The organism is Vreelandella lionensis (genome assembly GCF_044543515.1).
Taxonomy (GTDB): Bacteria; Pseudomonadota; Gammaproteobacteria; order Pseudomonadales; family Halomonadaceae; genus Vreelandella; species Vreelandella lionensis.
In genome coordinates this window covers 64,090-82,302 of the sequence record NZ_JBITWC010000007.1, presented here as the reverse complement: position 1 = coordinate 82,302, position 18,213 = coordinate 64,090, and the positions used below count along the sequence as shown (strand labels likewise).

Genomic DNA, 18,213 nt, shown 5'->3' with positions numbered 1-18,213 from the left:
CACTGCTCGCTCCTACGGCGCATCTCCCTACGCGCAAGAATTATTGGCCTTACGACCTCGTTGGTGGTCGCTCTTACCTTACTGCTTAGCTGGGTAGCCTCCCGAGAGGCTGCCATTCAGCTTGAAGCCAATATTGGCCACGACAGTGCTGATACCGCCTACCAAATGGTGGATAAACTCAACCGAAGTATGGATGCGCGGATTAAAGAGGTGCGGCTACTTCTAGGCATTAAAGAGTTTTCTGACTCTTCGGGTCGATTTTGGATACGTGAGCAATTAGAACACCTGCAGCGTAACTATGACGTACTCTCATGGATTGGCGTGACAGATGCCGTTGGTACCGTTATCGCTTCAACTGGTGGCATTCTGGAAGGCAGTTCGATTGCCCAGCGGCCTGTGTTTATGGAGGGCCAGCATGCACTGTGGGTGGGGGATGTGCACAATGCCGTGATGCTGGCGCAGCTACTGCCTAACCCCACGGGGGAACCTATCCAATTTGTAGATATTGCCGCGCCTCTCCACAACCAGCGCGGTGAGTTTACTGGCGTTCTGGGGGTTCATCTAAGCTGGGAGTGGGCGACTCAAGTGAAAAACTCTATGTTTTCACCAAAACTGCGCGACCAACAAACGGACCTGCTCTTGCTCTCATCGGAAGGCACTGTGATTTTGGGTCCTGACGAGATGATAGGGCAACCTCTGGCGTTTATTCACTCTTCTTCGAACAGCACCACCCCTGAATGGTCTGTCGAAACTTGGCCGGATGGGCAGCGCTACGTCACAGGCGTCGCTCGTAGCCAAGGGTTTGGAGACTTTCCAGGACTGGGCTGGGTGGCCGTGAGCAGGCAGCCCGTGGCCACCGCCTTTGCCCCTGTTGATAAGCTTTACGAGCTCATTTTAGGTACTGGTTTGCTGGTGGCGTTGCTATTTTCCATTATCGGATGGATTGTTGCCTCTCGCTTAGTCGAACCCCTGTCCCGCCTTGCCAGAGCCGCCGATAACATCCAAACCGTCAAAAGCCGCCTTGAGTTTACCCAGGAAAACGGTTCTCCCGAACTTAAACGGCTCTCTACCTCTATGCGCGATATGGTGGAGCGTCTGATTGACCAGCGCCAAACCATTAGCCGCCTAGAGGACTTGGCCAATACCGACCCATTAACAGGCCTGCCCAACCGGGCTTTCTTAAATCAATATCTTCAACACACCCTGCCAGAAACAGAACGTCAGCAGCAAAGTATTATTGTGCTGCTCTTTGATCTGGATGGTTTCAAACGTGTAAATGATGAGTTAGGGCATCATGCAGGGGATTTACTGCTTATCGAAATTTCGCAGCGGATAAAAGCAACGCTACGCAGTGGAGATGTGGTGGCGCGACTAGGGGGCGATGAGTTTGTGATGGTGTTAAAGAGCCCTTCATCCACCAGCGCTGCATTAACTCATGAAGTTAGCCAGCGCTTACTCACTCGCATCGCTACCCCAGTGAATCTACCGGATGCTCAAAACGCCCATGTAGGCTGTAGCCTAGGAGCCTCTATTTGGCCCCAACATAGCAATGACATTCAGCAAGTTTTTCAACTGGCGGATACTGCTCTATACGCAGCTAAGGGCAAAGGCAAACACCGCTTGGTTATTTATGGAGAGTCGGGTTAAGACACTGCTGTAGCTGTGCTTCAGCGGCTTCACTACCTAACTCGGTGAGATAGGCGATATTGCGCTCGGGGATAGCCGCGGTATCGCCATAAAAAGCGATGGCCTTCTCAACGCTGGCTTCGCGCAGCAAATGCACCATGGCATAGGGCGAGCGGTTTGAGTAATTCGCTGCGTCCTCTGGCTCTGCATCGGCAAAACAGTAATCAGGGTGAAACGTCGCTAGCTGGTAAATACCTTCGTAGCCCAACTCAACGAGCAGTTGCTCGGCAAGCTCTACATAATCCAAGTAGTGGTCGAAGCTTTTAAAAAGTGTCGGAAACACCAGTAGGGTAGTTTCTGCTTCAGGGTGCTCGTTAAGCCACTCCAGCTCCGCCACTAACTCCTCAAGGGCCACATCCACTTTTTTCGAGCGCACAACTTCAACACGAATCGTATTGCTATCCAGCTCACGTTTAGCAAAAGGGCAAATGTTGTGTCCAACAATAAAATGGCTCACCCATGCCAGCGTTTGGTCCACTACCTGCTGATCTGCTTCTTGCGTCATACCCGTTCCACCTACGACCTACTGCTATTTTGAATAAGTATGGCAACTGCCACGTACTAAGCACCAGTGTACAGGCAAGCCCTCACAAATACGCTAAGCATGCTGCTGATAACGGGCCAATGCGACTTCATAGGATTTATGAATATGATCGTCCATCAATGCTCGTGCGGCTGACGCGTCGCGCTGAAGCGCCAGCTCCACTAACTGATGGTGCTGCTCATCTAACTCTTGGCGAATGGTGGGCATTTTTGGCCCCAAGCGCCGATAACGATCAAACTGGTCGTGCAATTGCTCAATAAAACGCAGCAGCCATACTGAACCGCAGGGCGCTACCAAGGTACGGTGAAACTGAGTATGCAGGCGCTCCCACTCTTCGCCTTTATCTAGTGTAATGTCTGCACGCTTTAGGCGATGTGCCGCCGCCAAAAGGTCTGCTTCCCATACCGCATCGCCATGAGTAATAGCTCGCTCCAGTGCCATACCTTCAAGCTCGGTGCGCAGTCGCGCAATATCGTCTAACTCTTCACGTGAGAGCTTAGGCACTCTGAACCCACGCTGATTCTCTTGGATCAGCAGGCCGTAAGCCGCCAGTTTATTAAGCGCTTCACGCAGCGGACTCAGCCCTACCTGGTACTGCTCCTTGAGCGTATTAATGGCGAGTTTCTCACCTGCTTTAAAGCGCCCTCCCACCAAATCGCGGCGCAGTAAATCATAGATAGAGCTAGATGCTTTCGTGGAGGAAAGCTGCATTGGCTTGTTCATACCGGAGTCCTTTTGCGTACCTTCGCAAGGCATCAGTTGACGGAGATTCCATGACTAGGTGTTGACGCCTCTTGTCTGGCTCACCTATATTCTATTTTAGACAGAATAATCGATTTTTTAATCTACAAACGATAAATAGGCAATCTCGATGCTTTTTACTGTGATGCTACCGCTGCGGGCAATGAGCGTATGAAGCAAACAGCACTTTTTTGGGCGTTTTTCCGCGTCGGCATTTTCGGCTTTGGCGGTGGGCCTGCCATGATACCGCTGGTGAGAGCGGAAGTCGTGACACGCCACCAGTGGCTAACCGATGAAGAGTTTGCCGATGTGCTGGCGATTGGCAATACCCTCCCCGGTCCCATCGCCACCAAAATGCCTGGCTACATCGGCTACCGAGTAGCGGGCATTAGCGGCTGCGCGGCAGCCGTCATTGCCGTCATCTTACCGATGATTGTGGCCATGATTGTGATGTTAGGCATTTTTAGCCGCTACCGCGACGTTGGCTGGATACGTGGCATGGGACAAGCGGTCATTCCCGTGGTGATGGTAATGATGGGCCAACTCACCTGGGACTTCTTCGATAAATCTAAGGCCGCCCTTGGCTGGCTAACCAGTGCCTTGATGGCGGTGGTCGCCGGCGCGGTAATTTACTGGCTCGGCGTGCACCCCGGCTGGGTGATCGGGGCTATTCTGCTGGCGGCCCTCCTACGTCCATCCCGTAAAAAACGCGCGGAGGGTGCCGCATGATTTATTGGGATCTCTTTTTAGCGTTTTTCATTCCTAACATCATTGGCTACGGCGGTGGCCCCGCCATCATTCCGCTGATCGAGGCGGAAGTGGTAGGCCGCTACGGCTGGATGACCTCACAGGGCTTTGCCGAAACCTTGGCGCTCGGCAATGCGCTCCCTAGCCCGATCGCCACCAAAATGGCGGGCTATGTGGGCTACGAGGTCGCCGGTATTGGTGGGGCGTTCGTTGCCGTAGCTGCCACAGTGGTTCCCTCCCTGCTGCTCATGCTTGGCGCACTCGGGCTTCTCTATCGCCACCGCGACTCCCCGCGCGTCAAGCGCATGAGCCAGTGGGTACGACCAGTGATTGCCATGATGATGGCGTGGCTTACCCTCGGTTTTTTCACGGAAAGTTTGGCGGCAAGCGGCCTCCTCCACACGCTGATTATCGGTATCGTGGCCGCGATTGCGCTTGTGCGCTTTAACACCCATCCCGCCTTTGTTGTTATCGGCGCCTTGGTTTATGGAGGGCTCTTCTTAGGTTGACCTGTTGTGCACTCAAGACCATTCACTGCAGACAATAAGAACCCAATATGGGACCACGCGCTCACCACACCGCTGCTTAATCTCAGCGGATCACCACACCAACTCAATCAAAAAAGGTGTATAGAGAATGACGCGTTCAAAACTTGCTCTAAGTACGACACTCGCCGCCATTGGACTCACCTCCAGCCTGACGTTCATTTCCACTGCCCATGCGGACTATCCTGAGCAGGATGTTCGTTTAATTATTCCTTATGGGCCCGGGGGTGCCACGGACATTATTTTCCGTCTGGTATCACAAGAGGCCGAACAGCACTTAGGCGCCTCGATTGTTCCGGTCAATATGGCTGGGGCAGGCGCGACACTGGGGTCACGCAACGTCAAAGATGCGACGCCTGATGGCTACACGCTGCTGGGCAGTCATGACACGATTGCGCTTTCAAAGCTCGCAGGCACCGTCGATTACTCCTACGACGCTTTTGAACCCATCGCCCTGCTCACACAAACCATCAATATCCCCACGACTTATGCCGGCCACCCAGTAGAAAGCGCGGCCGATATTGCTGACTACGTGCGAGAAAACCCAGGCCAAGTACGTTTCAGCATGATCCCAAGCTCCACCGACCACTTCTTTTGGGCGCAGTTTTTCCAGGAAGCCGGTATTGATATGGCAGATGTGCGCTTAGTGGGTTACCCCGATACCGGCCAACAAGTATCGGCGTTGATGGCAGAAGAAGTTGATTTTGCCATGTTCAACCTGCCATCTGGTGGCGCTTTTTACGAAGATGGCACCTTTAAACCCCTTGGCATTGCGCATCCCGAGCGCCTAGACAGCATGCCCGACGTCGCCACCCTGCGAGAGCAGGGTATTGAGATGGACCACTCCACCAGCCGTGGCATCTTTGCGCCTAAAGACACCCCCCAAGAGGTATTAGACGCCGTGGCTGATGCCTATGGGCAAGCACTTGAGGATGAGCAGGTACAAAGCCGTATCGAAAATGAGTTCGGGTCGGTTGTGCGCTTCCTAGCCGGTGATGACTATCAAGCGTTCCTAGATGAAAACGAAGCGGCGCTCTCTGCCGCTGCCGAAAACATCGAGTTTCAAAACTAAGCGCTTTACATGTCATTACTCGCTAATGCTCCCAGGTTTCGACCTGGGAGCTCATGGAGGCATCGCTAATGCTAACGCTTACCAAAGACCGCGCGCTGGCGCTGGCGCTGCTATTGATGGTGGCTGTCATGTGGGTGGAGTCGGGGTCTATTCGCCCACCGACTAGCTGGCAGCCCTATGGATCAGCACTGTTTCCACGCATCTTGCTAGTGACGATCGGTCTCTTATCAGTACTGCTGCTAGTCCGCTCTCTGTTTACCCGCGTCACTCCTGTGGCGTCATGGCGTACAGAGATCAGCGATTGGTTTACTCGACGTAAAATCGTCGTAGCGCTGTTTGTACTGTTTGGGCTGTATGCAGCACTTCTCCCCTTACTGGGCTATATCGTTGCCACCATCAGTTTTTTAGTGGCGTCTTTTGCCTTGTTATTGGGCATAGATACAAAGCGTAAATGGGCAATCAACCTAGGGATCAGCCTCACACTTGTGCCGCTGGTATTTGTCATTTTCCGTTACGGCTTAAACGTATGGCTGCCCTAATGTTGAGGACCAACAAATGACTAATTTCTTTCTTCAAGCACTCAGCGAAGTCGGAAGCTTCTCGGTAATGGGCTTGATCATACTCGGCGTGCTATTCGGAATTATAGGCGGGAGTATTCCAGGCTTTACCGTGACCATGGCTATCCTAGTGGTATTCCCGTTCACCTTTGCCATGGACCCGGTCAGCGGCGTATCGCTGATGGTGGGTGTCTTCGTAGGTGGGTACTCGGGCGGTATTGTATCGGGTGTTATGCTGGGAATACCTGGAACACCCTCCTCCATTACCACTGTCTATGACGGCTACCCCATGGCTCAAAAGGGTGAGCCCGGCCGAGCCTTAGGCATCGGTGTCATGTCCTCCTTTCTTGGCACCATTATCAGCGTGGCCGTGCTGGTCTTTTTTGGGCCGTTAATAGCCAGCTTTAGTATGAATTTCCGCCCCTGGGAAATTACCGCGCTGATTATCTTTGCGCTAACACTGGTGGCAGGCCTATCAAATGGAGCACTCCTAAAAGGGCTATTAGCCGCCGCGCTGGGCTTACTGATCACCACTGTGGGGTATGACCGCAACAGTAATCTGCGCTTTGATTTTGATCTGCCCGCACTCAGCTCGGGGTTTGAGATGCTGCCCGTGATGATTGGGGTGTTTGCGTTCTCTCAACTGCTCGGCAATATCGAAAAACTGCGCGACGGCGATGGTAACGGCAAAGGCGTGGACACTAACGTGTCAATTCCTTACCGCCAAATTATGAAAGATATGGCAGGTCAAAAACTCAACACCTTGCGCTCTTCTTTAATTGGTAGCCTGATCGGTGCGCTACCGGGAACTGGCGGCACCGTGGCTAACTTTGTGAGCTACGACCAGGCGAAAAAGTTTTCGCGCCACCCTGAAACGTTTGGCACGGGCACCCCTAGCGGGATTGTGGCTTCCGAGGCATCTAATAGTGCCGTTGCTGGCGGTGCATTCGTGCCGACCTTAGCACTGGGCATTCCGGGTGATCTGCCGATGGCCATCATGATGGGCGTGCTGATACTCCACGGCATCACCCCAGGCCCGATGATGTTTGAACAAAACCCGGTGCTGGTGGGCGCGATCTACGCAAGTCTCTTAATCGGTGCGGTGGTCATGGTGCTGTGTAATCTGCTGCTCGTGCGCTGGTTCGCCAAAATCTCGTTAATCCCACAACAAATCCTAGTGCCGGTTGTGCTGATGCTCTGCGCCATTGGTGCCTATGCGCTCAATAACAACCTGTTTGATATCTGGGTGCTGTTTATTTTCGGGGTGATTGGCTACTTGCTTTGGAAAGCGGGTGTTCCTCTTACACCGCTCATACTCGGCGTGGTGCTGGGCAACAATTTAGAACGGCAGCTTTTCCGCGCGCTAGAGCTCGACCCTAACTGGCTAACCTTCCTGACACGGCCACTCTCTGCACTGTTCTTAGTGTTGGCTGTTGCTTCGGTCGTTTTTTCGCTCTACCAAGACCGTAAGCTGAAACGTCTAAAACCTGCGACATCCCAATAGCGATGACTCATCGACGCAAAGGATCATAAACATGCACAACGACGCTCTCTATTACCCCAGCGCCTCGCGACGGATGGCCACCTTTGGCAAACGTGGCATGGTAGCCACTTCCCAGCCGCTCGCCGCCCAGGTAGGTATCACTATTTTGCAGCAAGGCGGCAATGCCATTGATGCGGCGATTGCCACCGCCGCCGCGCTTACCGTGGTAGAGCCTACCTCAAACGGTATTGGCAGCGACGCCTTCGCGATTGTGTGGGTCGATGGAAAGCTACATGGCCTCAACGCCAGTGGCCCTGCTCCGCAGGCGGCCACCATTGAAGCTTTGAAAGCGCTTGGCCATGACGCTATGCCTAACCATGGCATGCTGCCGGTCACCGTGCCTGGCGCGCCTGCGGCCTGGGCAGCACTCTCTGAGCGCTTTGGTAAACTGCCCTTTGCGGATCTGCTAGCGCCTGCCATCGCGCTGGCAGAAGAAGGCTTTGCGGTGACGCCGGTGATCCACCAAATGTGGGAAGAGGCCTTCCATAACTACGCGACCTACCCCGACGCGGCCTTCCAACCCTGGTTCGATACCTTTGCGCCCAAAGGCCGGGCACCGCGCCCAGGCGAGTTATGGTCCGCTCCTGACCACGCGAAAAGCTTGGCCGCGATTGCCAACACAAACGCCGAGGCGTTTTATCGCGGTGAACTGGCTGAGGCCATCGATGCGTTCTCCCGCGAACATGGCGGCTTAATTCGTAAAGAGGATTTGGCCGCTTACCAGCCCGAGTGGGTCGACCCAATTAGCGTGCGCTATCAAGGCCATGATATTTGGGAAATTCCACCGAACGGCAGCGGTATGATCGTGCTGCAGGCGCTCGGCATGCTGGAACGGTTAGACCCGTGCCCAGGCGATGCGGTTGAAACCCTGCACCGCCGGATTGAAGCCACTAAACTTGCCTATATGGATGGCTTTAAACACATCACCGAACGCAGCGCGATGGCTCCCACCACCGAGCAAATGCTGGATGATGCCTACCTGAAAGCGCGCGCAGCGCTGATCGGCGATCAGGCCGTTGACCCGGCACACGGCAACCCGTTGCAAGGCGGCACCGTCTACCTAGCCACTGCCGACGACGAAGGCAATATGGTGTCGTTTATCCAAAGTAACTTTAAAGGCTTTGGTTCCGGCATGGTCATCCCTGGCACCGGGATTAGCCTGCAAAACCGTGGCTGGTCATTCTCGCTAGACCCGGAGCATGCGAATGCCCTGGCTCCCGGCAAGCGCACCTACCACACCATCATTCCCGGCTTTATCACCAAAGATGATCGAGCCGTTGGGCCCTTTGGCGTCATGGGCGGCTATATGCAGCCTCAGGGCCAAGTGCAGGTGGTCACTGCGATGATTGAGGATCAGCTCAACCCACAGGCCGCATTGGATATGCCCCGTTGGAAGTGGACGACTGGCAGAACCGTGGAAGTGGAAGCCGACTTCCCTAACCACTTGGCACTGGCCCTCGCTCGGCGCGGCCACAAGATTGTTAAGGTGGCGGATTCGATTAGCTTTGGCCGTGGCCAAATCATTCTCCGTAATTCTGATACCGGCGTGCTGCAAGGCGGTACTGAACCACGCACCGACGGTGCAGTGCTACCGCTGTAGCGGCTGGTGCTGTGTCGCTACTGCCCACCCAGGTGGGCAGTAGGCTCGCGGAATCAACCGCTATCTCCTCTGGCTATCTCCTCTGGCTATCAACGCCGAAGCCACGCATCATGGCAGCCTCTTTTTGCTTACCTTGATGTTGCTAACGCCATGATGCCGTCCTATTCCTCCCCCTCCCCCTTCAGCGGCTTCTTTAGCGTGTTTCGCTATAGCCGCCGTGCGCTGGCCTTGGTATGGGAAACCTCCCGCTGGATGATGCTGGGCTTGGCGCTTTGCACGCTGGTGGCTGGCGTGCTGCCCGCTGTGGCGGCTTATGTGGGCCAACTGATTGTTGATGGCGTGCTGGCGGCGATGGAAAGCTATGAGGCAGCGAGCAACCCTGACTTATGGGCAACGCTCACTCCAGTGCTGGGGTTAGTGGCGTTGGAAGGCGGCATCATTGCCCTGATGGCGTTAGCCCAGCGTGGCCTCTCGGCCCAGCAGTCGCTGTTAAGAGCGCTGCTCGGGCAGAAAGTGAACGTGATGATTTTGGAAAAAGCGAGCACGCTGTCGCTGAGCCAATTCGAAGATTCAGAGCTTTATGATCAGCTCACCCGCGCCAGGCGTGAAGCATCAACCCGCCCACTAGCGCTGGTCAATAAAACCTTTGGGCTGCTGCAAAATGCCATTTCCCTTGGCAGTTTTGCCTTCCTGCTGGTGCAGTTTTCTCCCTGGGCACTGCTGATTTTGGTAGTGGGGGCGCTGCCGGTGTTTCTTTCTGAGGCGAAATTCTCCGGCGATGCCTTCCGGCTATTTCGCTGGCGCTCGCCGCAAACCCGCATGCAGATGTACCTGGAAACCGTACTGGCTCGTGAAGACAGCATTAAAGAGGTCAAACTGTTTGGTTTAGAGCAGCGCTTTCTTCAGCGCTACCGGGCTATTTTCCACCAGCTATTTTCCGAAGACCGCCGCCTGACCCTACGCCGAGAGAGCTGGGGGTTTATTCTAGGGCTACTGGGCACGCTCACTTTCTATGCTGCCTATGGCTGGGTCGTGGTGGAAACCGTGGCAGGTGCGCTAACGCTAGGTCAAATGACCATGTACTTAATGGTCTTCAAACAGGGGCAAAGCGCGTTATCTGCCAGCCTCACAGCCGTGAGCGGCATGTATGAAGATAATCTCTACCTCTCCAATTTATATGAATACCTGGAACAGCCCACCGAAGCCGACGCTGGCCATTTAACCCAAGGCGCAGTACCTAACGACGGGCTGCGCTTTGAGCACGTGAGCTTTGCTTACCCCGGTGGCCAAGAGGTGCTGCACGATATTTCGCTACACATTGTGCCCGGTAGCAGCTTAGCCCTGGTGGGTGAAAACGGTTCGGGCAAAACCACCTTGATTAAGCTCTTAACGCAGCTCTACCGCCCCACTCAAGGGCGAATTTTGCTAGACGGCAGCGACCTCAACGACTGGGACACTCAGGCGCTAAGAGCACGGGTGGGCGTGATTTTTCAGGACTTTGTACGCTATCAGCTCACCGTGGGTGAAAACCTTGGAGTGGGCGATACCACCGCCTTCGATGATCAGCAGCGCTGGCAGCAGGCGGCGAAAGACGGGCTGGCCGATCACTTCATCAAGCGCATGCCCGACGGCTACCAAACCCAGCTAGGGCGCTGGTTTAAAAACGGCCAAGAGCTCTCCGGCGGCCAGTGGCAGAAAGTGGCACTCTCCCGCGCTTATATGCGCAAAGATGCCGATATCTTAGTGCTGGACGAACCCACTGCCGCCATGGATGCGGCCGCCGAGGCGGATGTCTTTGCCCGCTTTCGTGATCACAGCCACGACAAGATGACGATTCTGATCTCCCACCGTTTCTCGACCGTCCGCAGCGCCGACCAAATCATCGTCATTGATCAAGGACGCATCATCGAACGCGGCACCCATGAAACGCTGCTTGAAGACAATGGACGCTATGCGTCGCTGTTTCATTTGCAGGCTGAAGGGTACAAATGAGATTTATTTTCATTTTAAAATTCATATAGAGAGCCAAACGTAAACAATAGTGACACTTCCCCGCGTATTATCGATAATAAATTGATCGAATAGTATATTCAAAGCATCCTAAATCCGGGGTACAGGGTGCCTGAAAATGAAAATGGTTAACAAAATCAGCTTTAAATATGCAGCCGCTTTTACAACAGTTGCTCTATCATTATTAGCTGTTGTAGCTGCTGACTTTTTACTTGTGAATATGGCAAAAGATAAATTTCATGAAGTTGTTGATATTTATATACCTGCCATGTCAACCACTCTTAATGCTGACAGAGATCTTTATCAAGCTCGTGTAGCTGAAATTGAATATGTTCTCACTTCCTCTTCTTCAAGCAGAAGTGCTCAGCTATTAGCCAGCTATGAAGAAAATGCGCAACAAGCTTACGACCGGATGCAAGCGTACTTTCAAAGCATGCAATCTCACCCTGAGCTTTTAGCACAACTCTCTAATTTTGAAATCACTTATAGTAAGTGGAAGCAAGAAAGCAGCCGTGTTTTTGAGCTTCATCAATCAGGTGATATTAATAGTGCTTTAGATATTCTTTCAGGCTCATCTCTTGAAAGCTTTGAAGAATTGCGCTCTCTGTATGACATTTCAGGACAAAATGTTGAAGCAGTAGTATTAGCCACTGAGCTAGCGGTAGCCGACAGAATAAAGCTACAACAGGCTTCTACATTAATTTTTTCTTTAGCCGTATTTGCTCTCGTCATGTTGGTAGCAGTCATGGGGCCTAAAATGATGTCCAGAGCAATACAACAAGTAAGCGCAAGAATTCAAGAAATTACTGAAGGTGATGGCGACTTAACGGCACGCATTGACAGTAAACGTAAAGATGAAATTGGTGAGCTAGCCGCACAGTTCAATGCTTTTATCAAGCGTATCGACGACACGCTGCAGTCCGTCAGCCAGAGCACTGTGAGCCTTCAGCACGCCTCCACAGAAATTGCCAAAGGCAGCCAAGAACTTGCTTCACGCACCGAACAGGCCGCTGCAAATCTTCAGCAGACTTCCGCCTCTATGGAGCAAATTGCGGCGGTGGTGAACAATGCTTCGGAGTCTGCCCAACAAGCCAACCAGCTTGCACTATCGACTCGCGACATTGCACATCAAGGTTTGAATGCCATGCAGGGCGTTCAGAAAACCATGGGCAGCATTAGCGAGTCGTCCAGCCAAATCGGTGAAATCGTGACCATGATTGAAAGCATTGCCTTTCAAACGAATATTTTGGCACTGAACGCCTCAGTGGAAGCGGCACGAGCGGGAGAGCATGGCCGAGGCTTTGCCGTCGTCGCACAGGAAGTGCGTATTCTAGCCAGCCGCACCAGCGAAGCATCAAAGAGTATTTCAGAGTTAATCAGCACTTCGTCTGAGCGAACACTCTCTGGTGTATCCCAGGTTAAAGCAGCTAGCGATACGTTACACAGCATGATGCAAAGTATTGAACGTGTCGCCGATGTGGTCGCAGAGATCAGCGCAGGTGCCAAAGAGCAGAGCGTGGGCATTGGTCAAGTCAATGACGCGGTGAACGAACTGGATAGCATGACGCAGCACAACGCATCGATGGTAGAAGAGTCTAGCGCCGCTGCCGCTGAGCTGCGTGAACAGGCGGATCGACTGAGCACATTGGTGGGCTCTTTTAAACTGAGCAATAGCCCATCCATCGTTGATTCAGGGCGTCACGTATCTCTTGATCAAACTAATAAAAGCACACTACAGTTAGCTTCAAAGCTACCTAGAAATTTGGTTCGTCAGCCTTCCCCTGAATGGGAGTCTTTTTGATGATGCCCACTAAGCCAATCGTTTAGCCCTATTCATCTCTGCGTCTTCAGGCTCCTCCCCTGGCACCTGAAGGCGCTTTTGCATTGCCGACTCAGGCATTGCGTCAGTGCGCTGGCAATAACACTTACTTAAAACGCTGCGCGTACCTATTTGAAAGGACATATCATGCCGCCCAGTGCGTTAGTAATTGATGATGACGTCGATATCCAGCTGCTAGGCAAAATGTTGCTAAGCCGCCATGGTTTTGACGTTGCCACCGCCGGATGCTTGGGAGAGCTGGCGCGTAAACCTGCCCTACTTAACACTAACCTGATTGTGCTGGATTTTGGCTTGGGCGATTTTACCGGGCTGGATATCCTGGATTATCTCTATGATCTAAAAATGAATGCCCCTATTTTGCTGTTAAGCAGCTGCTCTGATGAAACGGCCGCCCACGCAATTGCCGAAGGTAAATCTAAGGGGCTAAAGATGCTGGGCTTTTTACCTAAAGCCAAGCTAATGACCGGCCTTAGCGCGTTTATCGAGCAAATTGAGTCATCGCCGAAACCACCCTCGGTGGGCGAGCTGGCCCAGGCAATCAAGCAGCAGCATATTTGCCTAGCACTGCAGCCAAAGGTATCGCTGGCGACAGGCGCGGTTGTAGGCGCAGAGGCCTTAGTGCGCTGGGAAGATCCAACGCGCGGTACCATTTACCCTGATAACTTTATTCCCCTGGCCGAAAGAAGCGGACTGATGGTGCCGCTGACTTGGTGTATTTTAGAGCTCTCGTTTGCACAGCTGGCTGCTTGGCATGCCCGTGGGTTGCCGCTAAGCATCGCAATTAACGTGCCTGCAGAATTTATCAAAGCCGAAAAAATGCTGTCGATGTTCGATACGCTATGCAGCCAGTATCCCATCGATATGACTAACGTTACGCTGGAGCTGACAGAATCCGTCGGCGTGGAGTGCTTGGGCTATGCTCGACACGTCTTGGATGAACTACGTAAACGGGGATGCAAGTTAGCGCTTGATGACTTCGGCACGGGTTACTCATCGTTAACACAGCTCTACCGACTGCCGTTTGATGAGTTAAAAATTGATCGAAGCTTTGTATCTCTCATCGATAGCGAGCCCAGCGCCCAAGCTATTACGCTCTCCATTGTCGAGCTTGGCGCGCGTCTCGGGATGAGCGTCGTGGCAGAGGGGATCGAAAGCGCAGAGCAGCAGGCGCTGCTCGCCAAAGCGCACTGCCCCATTGGGCAAGGCTACTTCATCTCTCGCCCTCTCTCGTCAGTGCAGTTCGATGGGTGGTTGGATCATCAAATGACAATCGCTAAGCGCGCCTACTCGACACCAACGATTCTCTTGGCCAAATACTTCCAGCGCTACCCCGAATAGCGCTGGACATGGTCTTATACCGCCAACAACCCTTGGTCTAAAAGTGCTTGCTGAGTGATGAGTTTCAGCGCTTCCAGCGCATCCAGCAACCCAACGACTGACGCTTCCCCTTCCTGACTAGCGCCTTTTTCCAACAATGCAGCCCTTTCGGCAATTGCCGCGCAGCCTAGCGAAGCGGCGGCCCCTTTTAGTGAGTGAGCCTCTTTACGTAACGACTCATTATCTCCCGCAAGCCAACACGCCCGCAGGCGAATTAAACGCTCCTCCAGCCGGGTCAAAAACGCGTTCAACAGCGCATTGAGTGACGCTGGATCAAACGCCTCCTGAAGCTCTGCGCAAATTTTGCGATCCAGCACGTCCAGTGCGTCTCTCTCTGTTGGTGAGTCACCTAGCGCACTCTCCTGCTCGCTGACAGCGCGTCCGCTTTGCTCGACACTCTCCATCGTTACGTCAGCGGTGGGAACGTAGCGACTGATGAGTTGATACAGCTCTTCTCGCGTGAACGGCTTGTTGATCATGTCGTCCATACCGCTTTCAAAGCAGCGCTCGCGATGTTCGGGCATAACGTTTGCCGTCATCGCTACAATAGGCAACCTCGGCAGCGCGTTCGCGGTTTCAAAAGCTCGCCAGCGCTGTGTGGTTTCTGGGCCATCCAAAATCGGCATTTGCATATCCATTAATACGAGATCAATGGCCGAATACTCCTCTTGAAGCTGTGTAAGCGCAGACTGGCCGTTATCGGCAATAGTCACGCGCTGCCCAAGCTGCTCCAACATGACTTTCGCGACGGTCTGGTTAATGGGGTTATCTTCCACAATCAGAATATGGTGGTTATCCACCAGCGCTGCTTGCTGTTCGCTGTGGTGATAGACCTCCATAGCCTCTGCTTCCGGTAACGCCACCGCAAACCAGAAACGGCTCCCCATCCCTACTTGGCTGGTCACGCCAATCTCACCGCCCATGGCATGCACGAGTCGCTTACAAATGGCGAGCCCCAGCCCTGTGCCTTCGTGGCGACGCGCCATCGAAGTATCTACCTGCGAAAAGGCTGAAAAAAGACGCTCTTGATCTGCCGCTTCAATACCGCACCCCGTGTCGTACACTTCGAACAGCAGTCGATGGTCATCACCTGGCGAGGCGTGAAACTTCACAAAACCCTCTTCAGTGAATTTCAGCGCGTTATTGATCAGATTCATCATGACTTGGCGAAGGCGAGCGATATCGCCCACCACAAACCGAGGCAGCGACGGATCAATGGAGTAGTTAAACACGACCGATTTGCTCTTCTCCTGCAGCACATAGCCTGTACAGAGCGCTTCTATACATTCACGCAGATCAAAAGTACGAGCATCCAAATCAAGCCGTCCGCTCTCTATTTTGGTGTAATCCAGAATATCGTTGATCACGGCGCGCAGGCTCTCAGCGCTGCGTTTGAGTGCCGATAGGTAAGCGTGGGCTTTAGGAGTATGTACTTCTTCACTCAGTAGGTCGGCCATACCCACCACACCGTTGAGCGGCGTGCGAATTTCATGGCTCATCACTGCCATAAACTGGGATTTGGCCTGGCTGGCGATTTCAGCGCGCTTGGCCGTCTCTTTCAGCTCTCGGCTCTTCACCTCTAACGCTTGGGCCTTACGAATGCTGACCTTCCCTTCGATAAGCAGAGCGCGAACCAATAGACCGCCCGATAACATCAACGAGAGCAGTATGATTAATGCCAGCCCGTAGAGCTGTGTCATCTTTTCACGCTCTAGCGTGCGCAGTCGCGCCACGCTTGCGTTGGTCTCTATCAAGATGGTGCCGGTTATTTGCTGCAGTTGAACCGTGCGCTCCAAGGCTTGACGAATTAGCTCGTCGTTTAGGGCGTTAGCATCGTCCCAAAGCGGCTCGATCAGGTGGTCGATCTCATGAATCACGGCGGCGGCTTGTTCTACCAGTGCATTCACGCCCTCAATTTTAGACACTGCCAGGTTGATTTCCCCCTGCTGAAACAGCGTCTTCCGGCTAAACAGTATTTCAAAACGCAGCAGCAAATCCTCGCTGCTCATGTGACCCAGCTGGCTATCCACCAGCGTCAGGTGAAACTCGCGCACTTCCCTATCAAACTGATACCCCGTCCACACGAGGTTTTCCAACAGGCGATTTTCGATGGCGTGCTGCCGCTGGAAGATGACTCCGCCCGTAATAATGGCAGATAGAAAAAAGAGGATTGCTGAAAAGGTAGCAACCCTCACACGACGCGAAAAGTAGTGTCTCAAAATGGGCAACATGGCGTTTACCTAGCAGACGCGACCGTTACTCGACCTCTATTCGCTTAACCTGCCATACGGAGCGGGTAAGGATCTCTTCGTTCAAGAGTGAAGGATTTTCATCGAAGGGATAAATGATAAACAGCGGCCCATGATCGCGAACTCTCAGCGGTTGACCATCTGCGCGCATGGCCAAGATGACCTCATGATCGTAAAAATCACTGACCGGCACCATAGAGGAGTAGTCATTGAGCGCCACCACGTTCAACTGCTCCCCTTCAGCGCCCACGGCTTCTAATAATGCCCTTCCCAGCGGCCCCTCAAAGCTCACCACACCATCATGCCAAGGCGTGCTGGTGTCAGTGGTACGCTGCGTTAACGCTTCTAGCATGACTTTATCGAAATGCGCTTCATCCCCCACGTTGGTTTGGGTAATGTTGCCGGTCACTTTCAAAATGACGCTACCGGTAGGTGAATCGAGCGCTTGCGCGATGTTGCATACAAACGCACTAACCACTACAAGAATAGATCTATTAATCATATACTTAGACATTTTTAACCTCCTAATTGTAAACGAATTATAGCGCTACGACTTAAGCGTTAACTGTAAACCTTTGTGTCGTTCCCCTTACCTAAACTAGAATTAACGCATGAGTAGTCCCTCCCGGTGGTGTGAGATGTATCACACGATAAAAAATAGGTAATTCACTATGCATATCGGCGTGCTGGAAGATGATCTCGACCAACAAGCGTTTATCGAGCAGTGCCTGCTTTCTGCAGGGCATCAGGTGTCTCTGTTTGGTAGGGCAAGTGAGCTAAGACGAGCTACGCAAGAGCAGCGCTTCGACTTTCTAATTATTGACTGGCGGCTGCCGGATGGTTGCGGCATGGATGTGGTCAGCCATTTACGTCAAAACGACGGTTGGCGTGGACCCATTCTGTTTATTACGGCAAGTCAGGGGGAAGATGACGTGGTAAAGGCACTGGAACAAGGTGCCGATGATTTTCTAGCGAAACCACTGCGCCCTAAGGAGTTTCTGGCGCGTGTCAGCGCGCTGGGTCGGCGTGCCGGTTACGACACTCCCCGCCCTTCAGCGACCTGCCCCAGAGCGTTTTCGATTAATACCGACGAGCACACTATTAAGGTCGATGACCACACTGTTGAGCTAACCGAGCGGGAGTATCGATTGGCAACCCTGTTCTTTTCCAAAGTGGGTGAGTTGTTAAGCCGCGCGCATTTGCTGGAACTGGTATGGGGAATAAAAGGCGATGTATCAACGCGCACAGTTGATACCCATGTAAGCCGATTGCGCCGCAAATTAGAGCTGGATGGCAGGCACGGCTTGCGCCTACGTAGCGTGTATCAATCGGGTTACCGCATGGAAGTGTGCAGTATCTCTACCGTAGAGCAAGCGGCCAATTGACATAAAAAAGCCGACCTTGCGGTCGGCCAAAAGCTGATGAGAGTCTGCAGACTGGCAAATTGCCTGCAGCGATGCCTGGGGAAGGCATCGCCAAAACGCTGATTTAAGCGGCTTGGCGATGCCCTCTCAGGACGCCGTAGCAAATAGAAGGTTGCCCCTTCTGTGCATGACGCCCTTTGCGAGAGTAGCTGCCTTTGCCTTTCTTGGGCATTTGCTGCTGCATTTTGAACATGGGTGTGCGTAACTTGGCTTTCAGCGCGTTATCGCGAACCTTATACTGTTTCACACTGTACTCCTGGTTTATTAAGAGAAGCTTA

General features: G+C 53.1%; 16 protein-coding genes. 11 read left to right on the top strand and 5 right to left on the bottom strand.

The window, feature by feature from the left end:
- The first annotated feature begins 63 nt into the window (after positions 1 to 63).
- Positions 64 to 1,647: a sensor domain-containing diguanylate cyclase gene (locus ACIGG6_RS05960; protein ID WP_399843144.1), complete on the top strand. Its 1,584-nt coding sequence runs from the start codon at positions 64 to 66 to the stop codon at positions 1,645 to 1,647.
- On the opposite strand, the gene ACIGG6_RS05955 is transcribed toward ACIGG6_RS05960, so the two are convergent.
- Positions 1,625 to 2,191 (bottom strand): DUF1415 domain-containing protein, encoded by a 567-nt coding sequence (locus tag ACIGG6_RS05955; RefSeq protein WP_399843143.1) that lies wholly within the window; start codon positions 2,189 to 2,191, stop codon positions 1,625 to 1,627. The genes ACIGG6_RS05960 and ACIGG6_RS05955 overlap by 23 nt on opposite strands.
- 93 nt (positions 2,192 to 2,284) lie before the next feature.
- Positions 2,285 to 2,953 carry a GntR family transcriptional regulator gene (locus ACIGG6_RS05950; RefSeq protein WP_399843141.1) on the bottom strand — a complete coding sequence of 223 codons (669 nt, stop codon included), beginning with the start codon at positions 2,951 to 2,953 and terminating at the stop codon, positions 2,285 to 2,287.
- A 189-nt stretch (positions 2,954 to 3,142) separates the two neighbouring features.
- Between ACIGG6_RS05950 and ACIGG6_RS05945 the strand changes: the two genes are divergently transcribed.
- From ACIGG6_RS05945 to ACIGG6_RS05905, 9 genes are all read left to right on the top strand, one after another.
- Positions 3,143 to 3,700, top strand: a complete 558-nt coding sequence (locus ACIGG6_RS05945; RefSeq protein ID WP_399843139.1) for a chromate transporter — start codon at positions 3,143 to 3,145, stop codon at positions 3,698 to 3,700.
- Positions 3,697 to 4,227, top strand: a complete 531-nt coding sequence (locus ACIGG6_RS05940) for a chromate transporter (protein WP_399843138.1) — start codon at positions 3,697 to 3,699, stop codon at positions 4,225 to 4,227. Before ACIGG6_RS05945 ends, ACIGG6_RS05940 begins: the two co-directional genes overlap by 4 nt.
- Positions 4,228 to 4,354: 127 nt before the next feature.
- On the top strand, positions 4,355 to 5,335 hold the full coding sequence (locus ACIGG6_RS05935; protein WP_399843137.1) for a Bug family tripartite tricarboxylate transporter substrate binding protein: 981 nt from the start codon (positions 4,355 to 4,357) through the stop codon (positions 5,333 to 5,335).
- A gap of 68 nt (positions 5,336 to 5,403) precedes the next feature.
- Complete coding sequence (locus ACIGG6_RS05930) at positions 5,404 to 5,874, top strand: tripartite tricarboxylate transporter TctB family protein (RefSeq protein ID WP_083025111.1); 471 nt, start codon at positions 5,404 to 5,406, stop codon at positions 5,872 to 5,874.
- A gap of 16 nt (positions 5,875 to 5,890) precedes the next feature.
- On the top strand, positions 5,891 to 7,396 hold the full coding sequence (locus ACIGG6_RS05925; RefSeq protein ID WP_399843134.1) for a tripartite tricarboxylate transporter permease: 1,506 nt from the start codon (positions 5,891 to 5,893) through the stop codon (positions 7,394 to 7,396).
- Between the two features lie 31 nt (positions 7,397 to 7,427).
- Positions 7,428 to 9,035, top strand: coding sequence for a gamma-glutamyltransferase family protein (locus ACIGG6_RS05920; RefSeq protein ID WP_399843131.1), 1,608 nt, complete (start codon positions 7,428 to 7,430; stop codon positions 9,033 to 9,035).
- Positions 9,036 to 9,185: 150 nt separating this feature from the next.
- Positions 9,186 to 11,027, top strand: a complete 1,842-nt coding sequence (locus ACIGG6_RS05915; protein ID WP_399843128.1) for an ABC transporter ATP-binding protein — start codon at positions 9,186 to 9,188, stop codon at positions 11,025 to 11,027.
- A gap of 136 nt (positions 11,028 to 11,163) precedes the next feature.
- Positions 11,164 to 12,846 (top strand): methyl-accepting chemotaxis protein, encoded by a 1,683-nt coding sequence (locus ACIGG6_RS05910; protein ID WP_399843125.1) that lies wholly within the window; start codon positions 11,164 to 11,166, stop codon positions 12,844 to 12,846.
- A gap of 165 nt (positions 12,847 to 13,011) precedes the next feature.
- Positions 13,012 to 14,223, top strand: a complete 1,212-nt coding sequence (locus tag ACIGG6_RS05905) for an EAL domain-containing response regulator (RefSeq protein WP_399843123.1) — start codon at positions 13,012 to 13,014, stop codon at positions 14,221 to 14,223.
- 14 nt (positions 14,224 to 14,237) lie between these two features.
- Here ACIGG6_RS05905 and ACIGG6_RS05900 read toward each other — a convergent pair whose 3' ends face one another.
- Entirely contained in the window at positions 14,238 to 16,493 is a 2,256-nt protein-coding gene (locus ACIGG6_RS05900; RefSeq protein ID WP_399843120.1) for an ATP-binding protein, read from the bottom strand.
- Positions 16,494 to 16,518: 25 nt separating this feature from the next.
- Positions 16,519 to 17,025: a molybdopterin-dependent oxidoreductase gene (locus ACIGG6_RS05895; RefSeq protein ID WP_399843118.1), complete on the bottom strand. Its 507-nt coding sequence runs from the start codon at positions 17,023 to 17,025 to the stop codon at positions 16,519 to 16,521.
- 157 nt (positions 17,026 to 17,182) lie between these two features.
- Here ACIGG6_RS05895 and ACIGG6_RS05890 point away from each other — a divergent pair, with 157 nt between their 5' ends.
- Positions 17,183 to 17,896, top strand: coding sequence for a response regulator transcription factor (locus ACIGG6_RS05890; RefSeq protein ID WP_253506302.1), 714 nt, complete (start codon positions 17,183 to 17,185; stop codon positions 17,894 to 17,896).
- Positions 17,897 to 17,999: 103 nt separating this feature from the next.
- Here ACIGG6_RS05890 and arfA read toward each other — a convergent pair whose 3' ends face one another.
- Positions 18,000 to 18,182: an alternative ribosome rescue factor ArfA gene (gene arfA / locus ACIGG6_RS05885; protein ID WP_399843115.1), complete on the bottom strand. Its 183-nt coding sequence runs from the start codon at positions 18,180 to 18,182 to the stop codon at positions 18,000 to 18,002.
- Between the last annotated feature and the right edge of the window lie 31 nt (positions 18,183 to 18,213).

Bases quoted from the DNA above. Each gene is read 5' to 3' on its own strand.
- ACIGG6_RS05955 (WP_399843143.1), bottom strand. From the start codon at position 2,191: ATGACGCAAGAAGCAGATCAGCAGGTAGTGGACCAAACGCTGGCATGG.
- ACIGG6_RS05950 (WP_399843141.1), bottom strand. From the start codon at position 2,953: ATGAACAAGCCAATGCAGCTTTCCTCCACGAAAGCATCTAGCTCTATC.
- ACIGG6_RS05945 (WP_399843139.1), top strand. From the start codon at position 3,143: ATGAAGCAAACAGCACTTTTTTGGGCGTTTTTCCGCGTCGGCATTTTC.
- ACIGG6_RS05940 (WP_399843138.1), top strand. From the start codon at position 3,697: ATGATTTATTGGGATCTCTTTTTAGCGTTTTTCATTCCTAACATCATT.
- ACIGG6_RS05935 (WP_399843137.1), top strand. From the start codon at position 4,355: ATGACGCGTTCAAAACTTGCTCTAAGTACGACACTCGCCGCCATTGGA.
- ACIGG6_RS05930 (WP_083025111.1), top strand. From the start codon at position 5,404: ATGCTAACGCTTACCAAAGACCGCGCGCTGGCGCTGGCGCTGCTATTG.
- ACIGG6_RS05925 (WP_399843134.1), top strand. From the start codon at position 5,891: ATGACTAATTTCTTTCTTCAAGCACTCAGCGAAGTCGGAAGCTTCTCG.
- ACIGG6_RS05920 (WP_399843131.1), top strand. From the start codon at position 7,428: ATGCACAACGACGCTCTCTATTACCCCAGCGCCTCGCGACGGATGGCC.
- ACIGG6_RS05915 (WP_399843128.1), top strand. From the start codon at position 9,186: ATGATGCCGTCCTATTCCTCCCCCTCCCCCTTCAGCGGCTTCTTTAGC.
- ACIGG6_RS05910 (WP_399843125.1), top strand. From the start codon at position 11,164: ATGAAAATGGTTAACAAAATCAGCTTTAAATATGCAGCCGCTTTTACA.
- ACIGG6_RS05905 (WP_399843123.1), top strand. From the start codon at position 13,012: ATGCCGCCCAGTGCGTTAGTAATTGATGATGACGTCGATATCCAGCTG.
- ACIGG6_RS05900 (WP_399843120.1), bottom strand. From the start codon at position 16,493: ATGTTGCCCATTTTGAGACACTACTTTTCGCGTCGTGTGAGGGTTGCT.
- ACIGG6_RS05895 (WP_399843118.1), bottom strand. From the start codon at position 17,025: ATGTCTAAGTATATGATTAATAGATCTATTCTTGTAGTGGTTAGTGCG.
- ACIGG6_RS05890 (WP_253506302.1), top strand. From the start codon at position 17,183: ATGCATATCGGCGTGCTGGAAGATGATCTCGACCAACAAGCGTTTATC.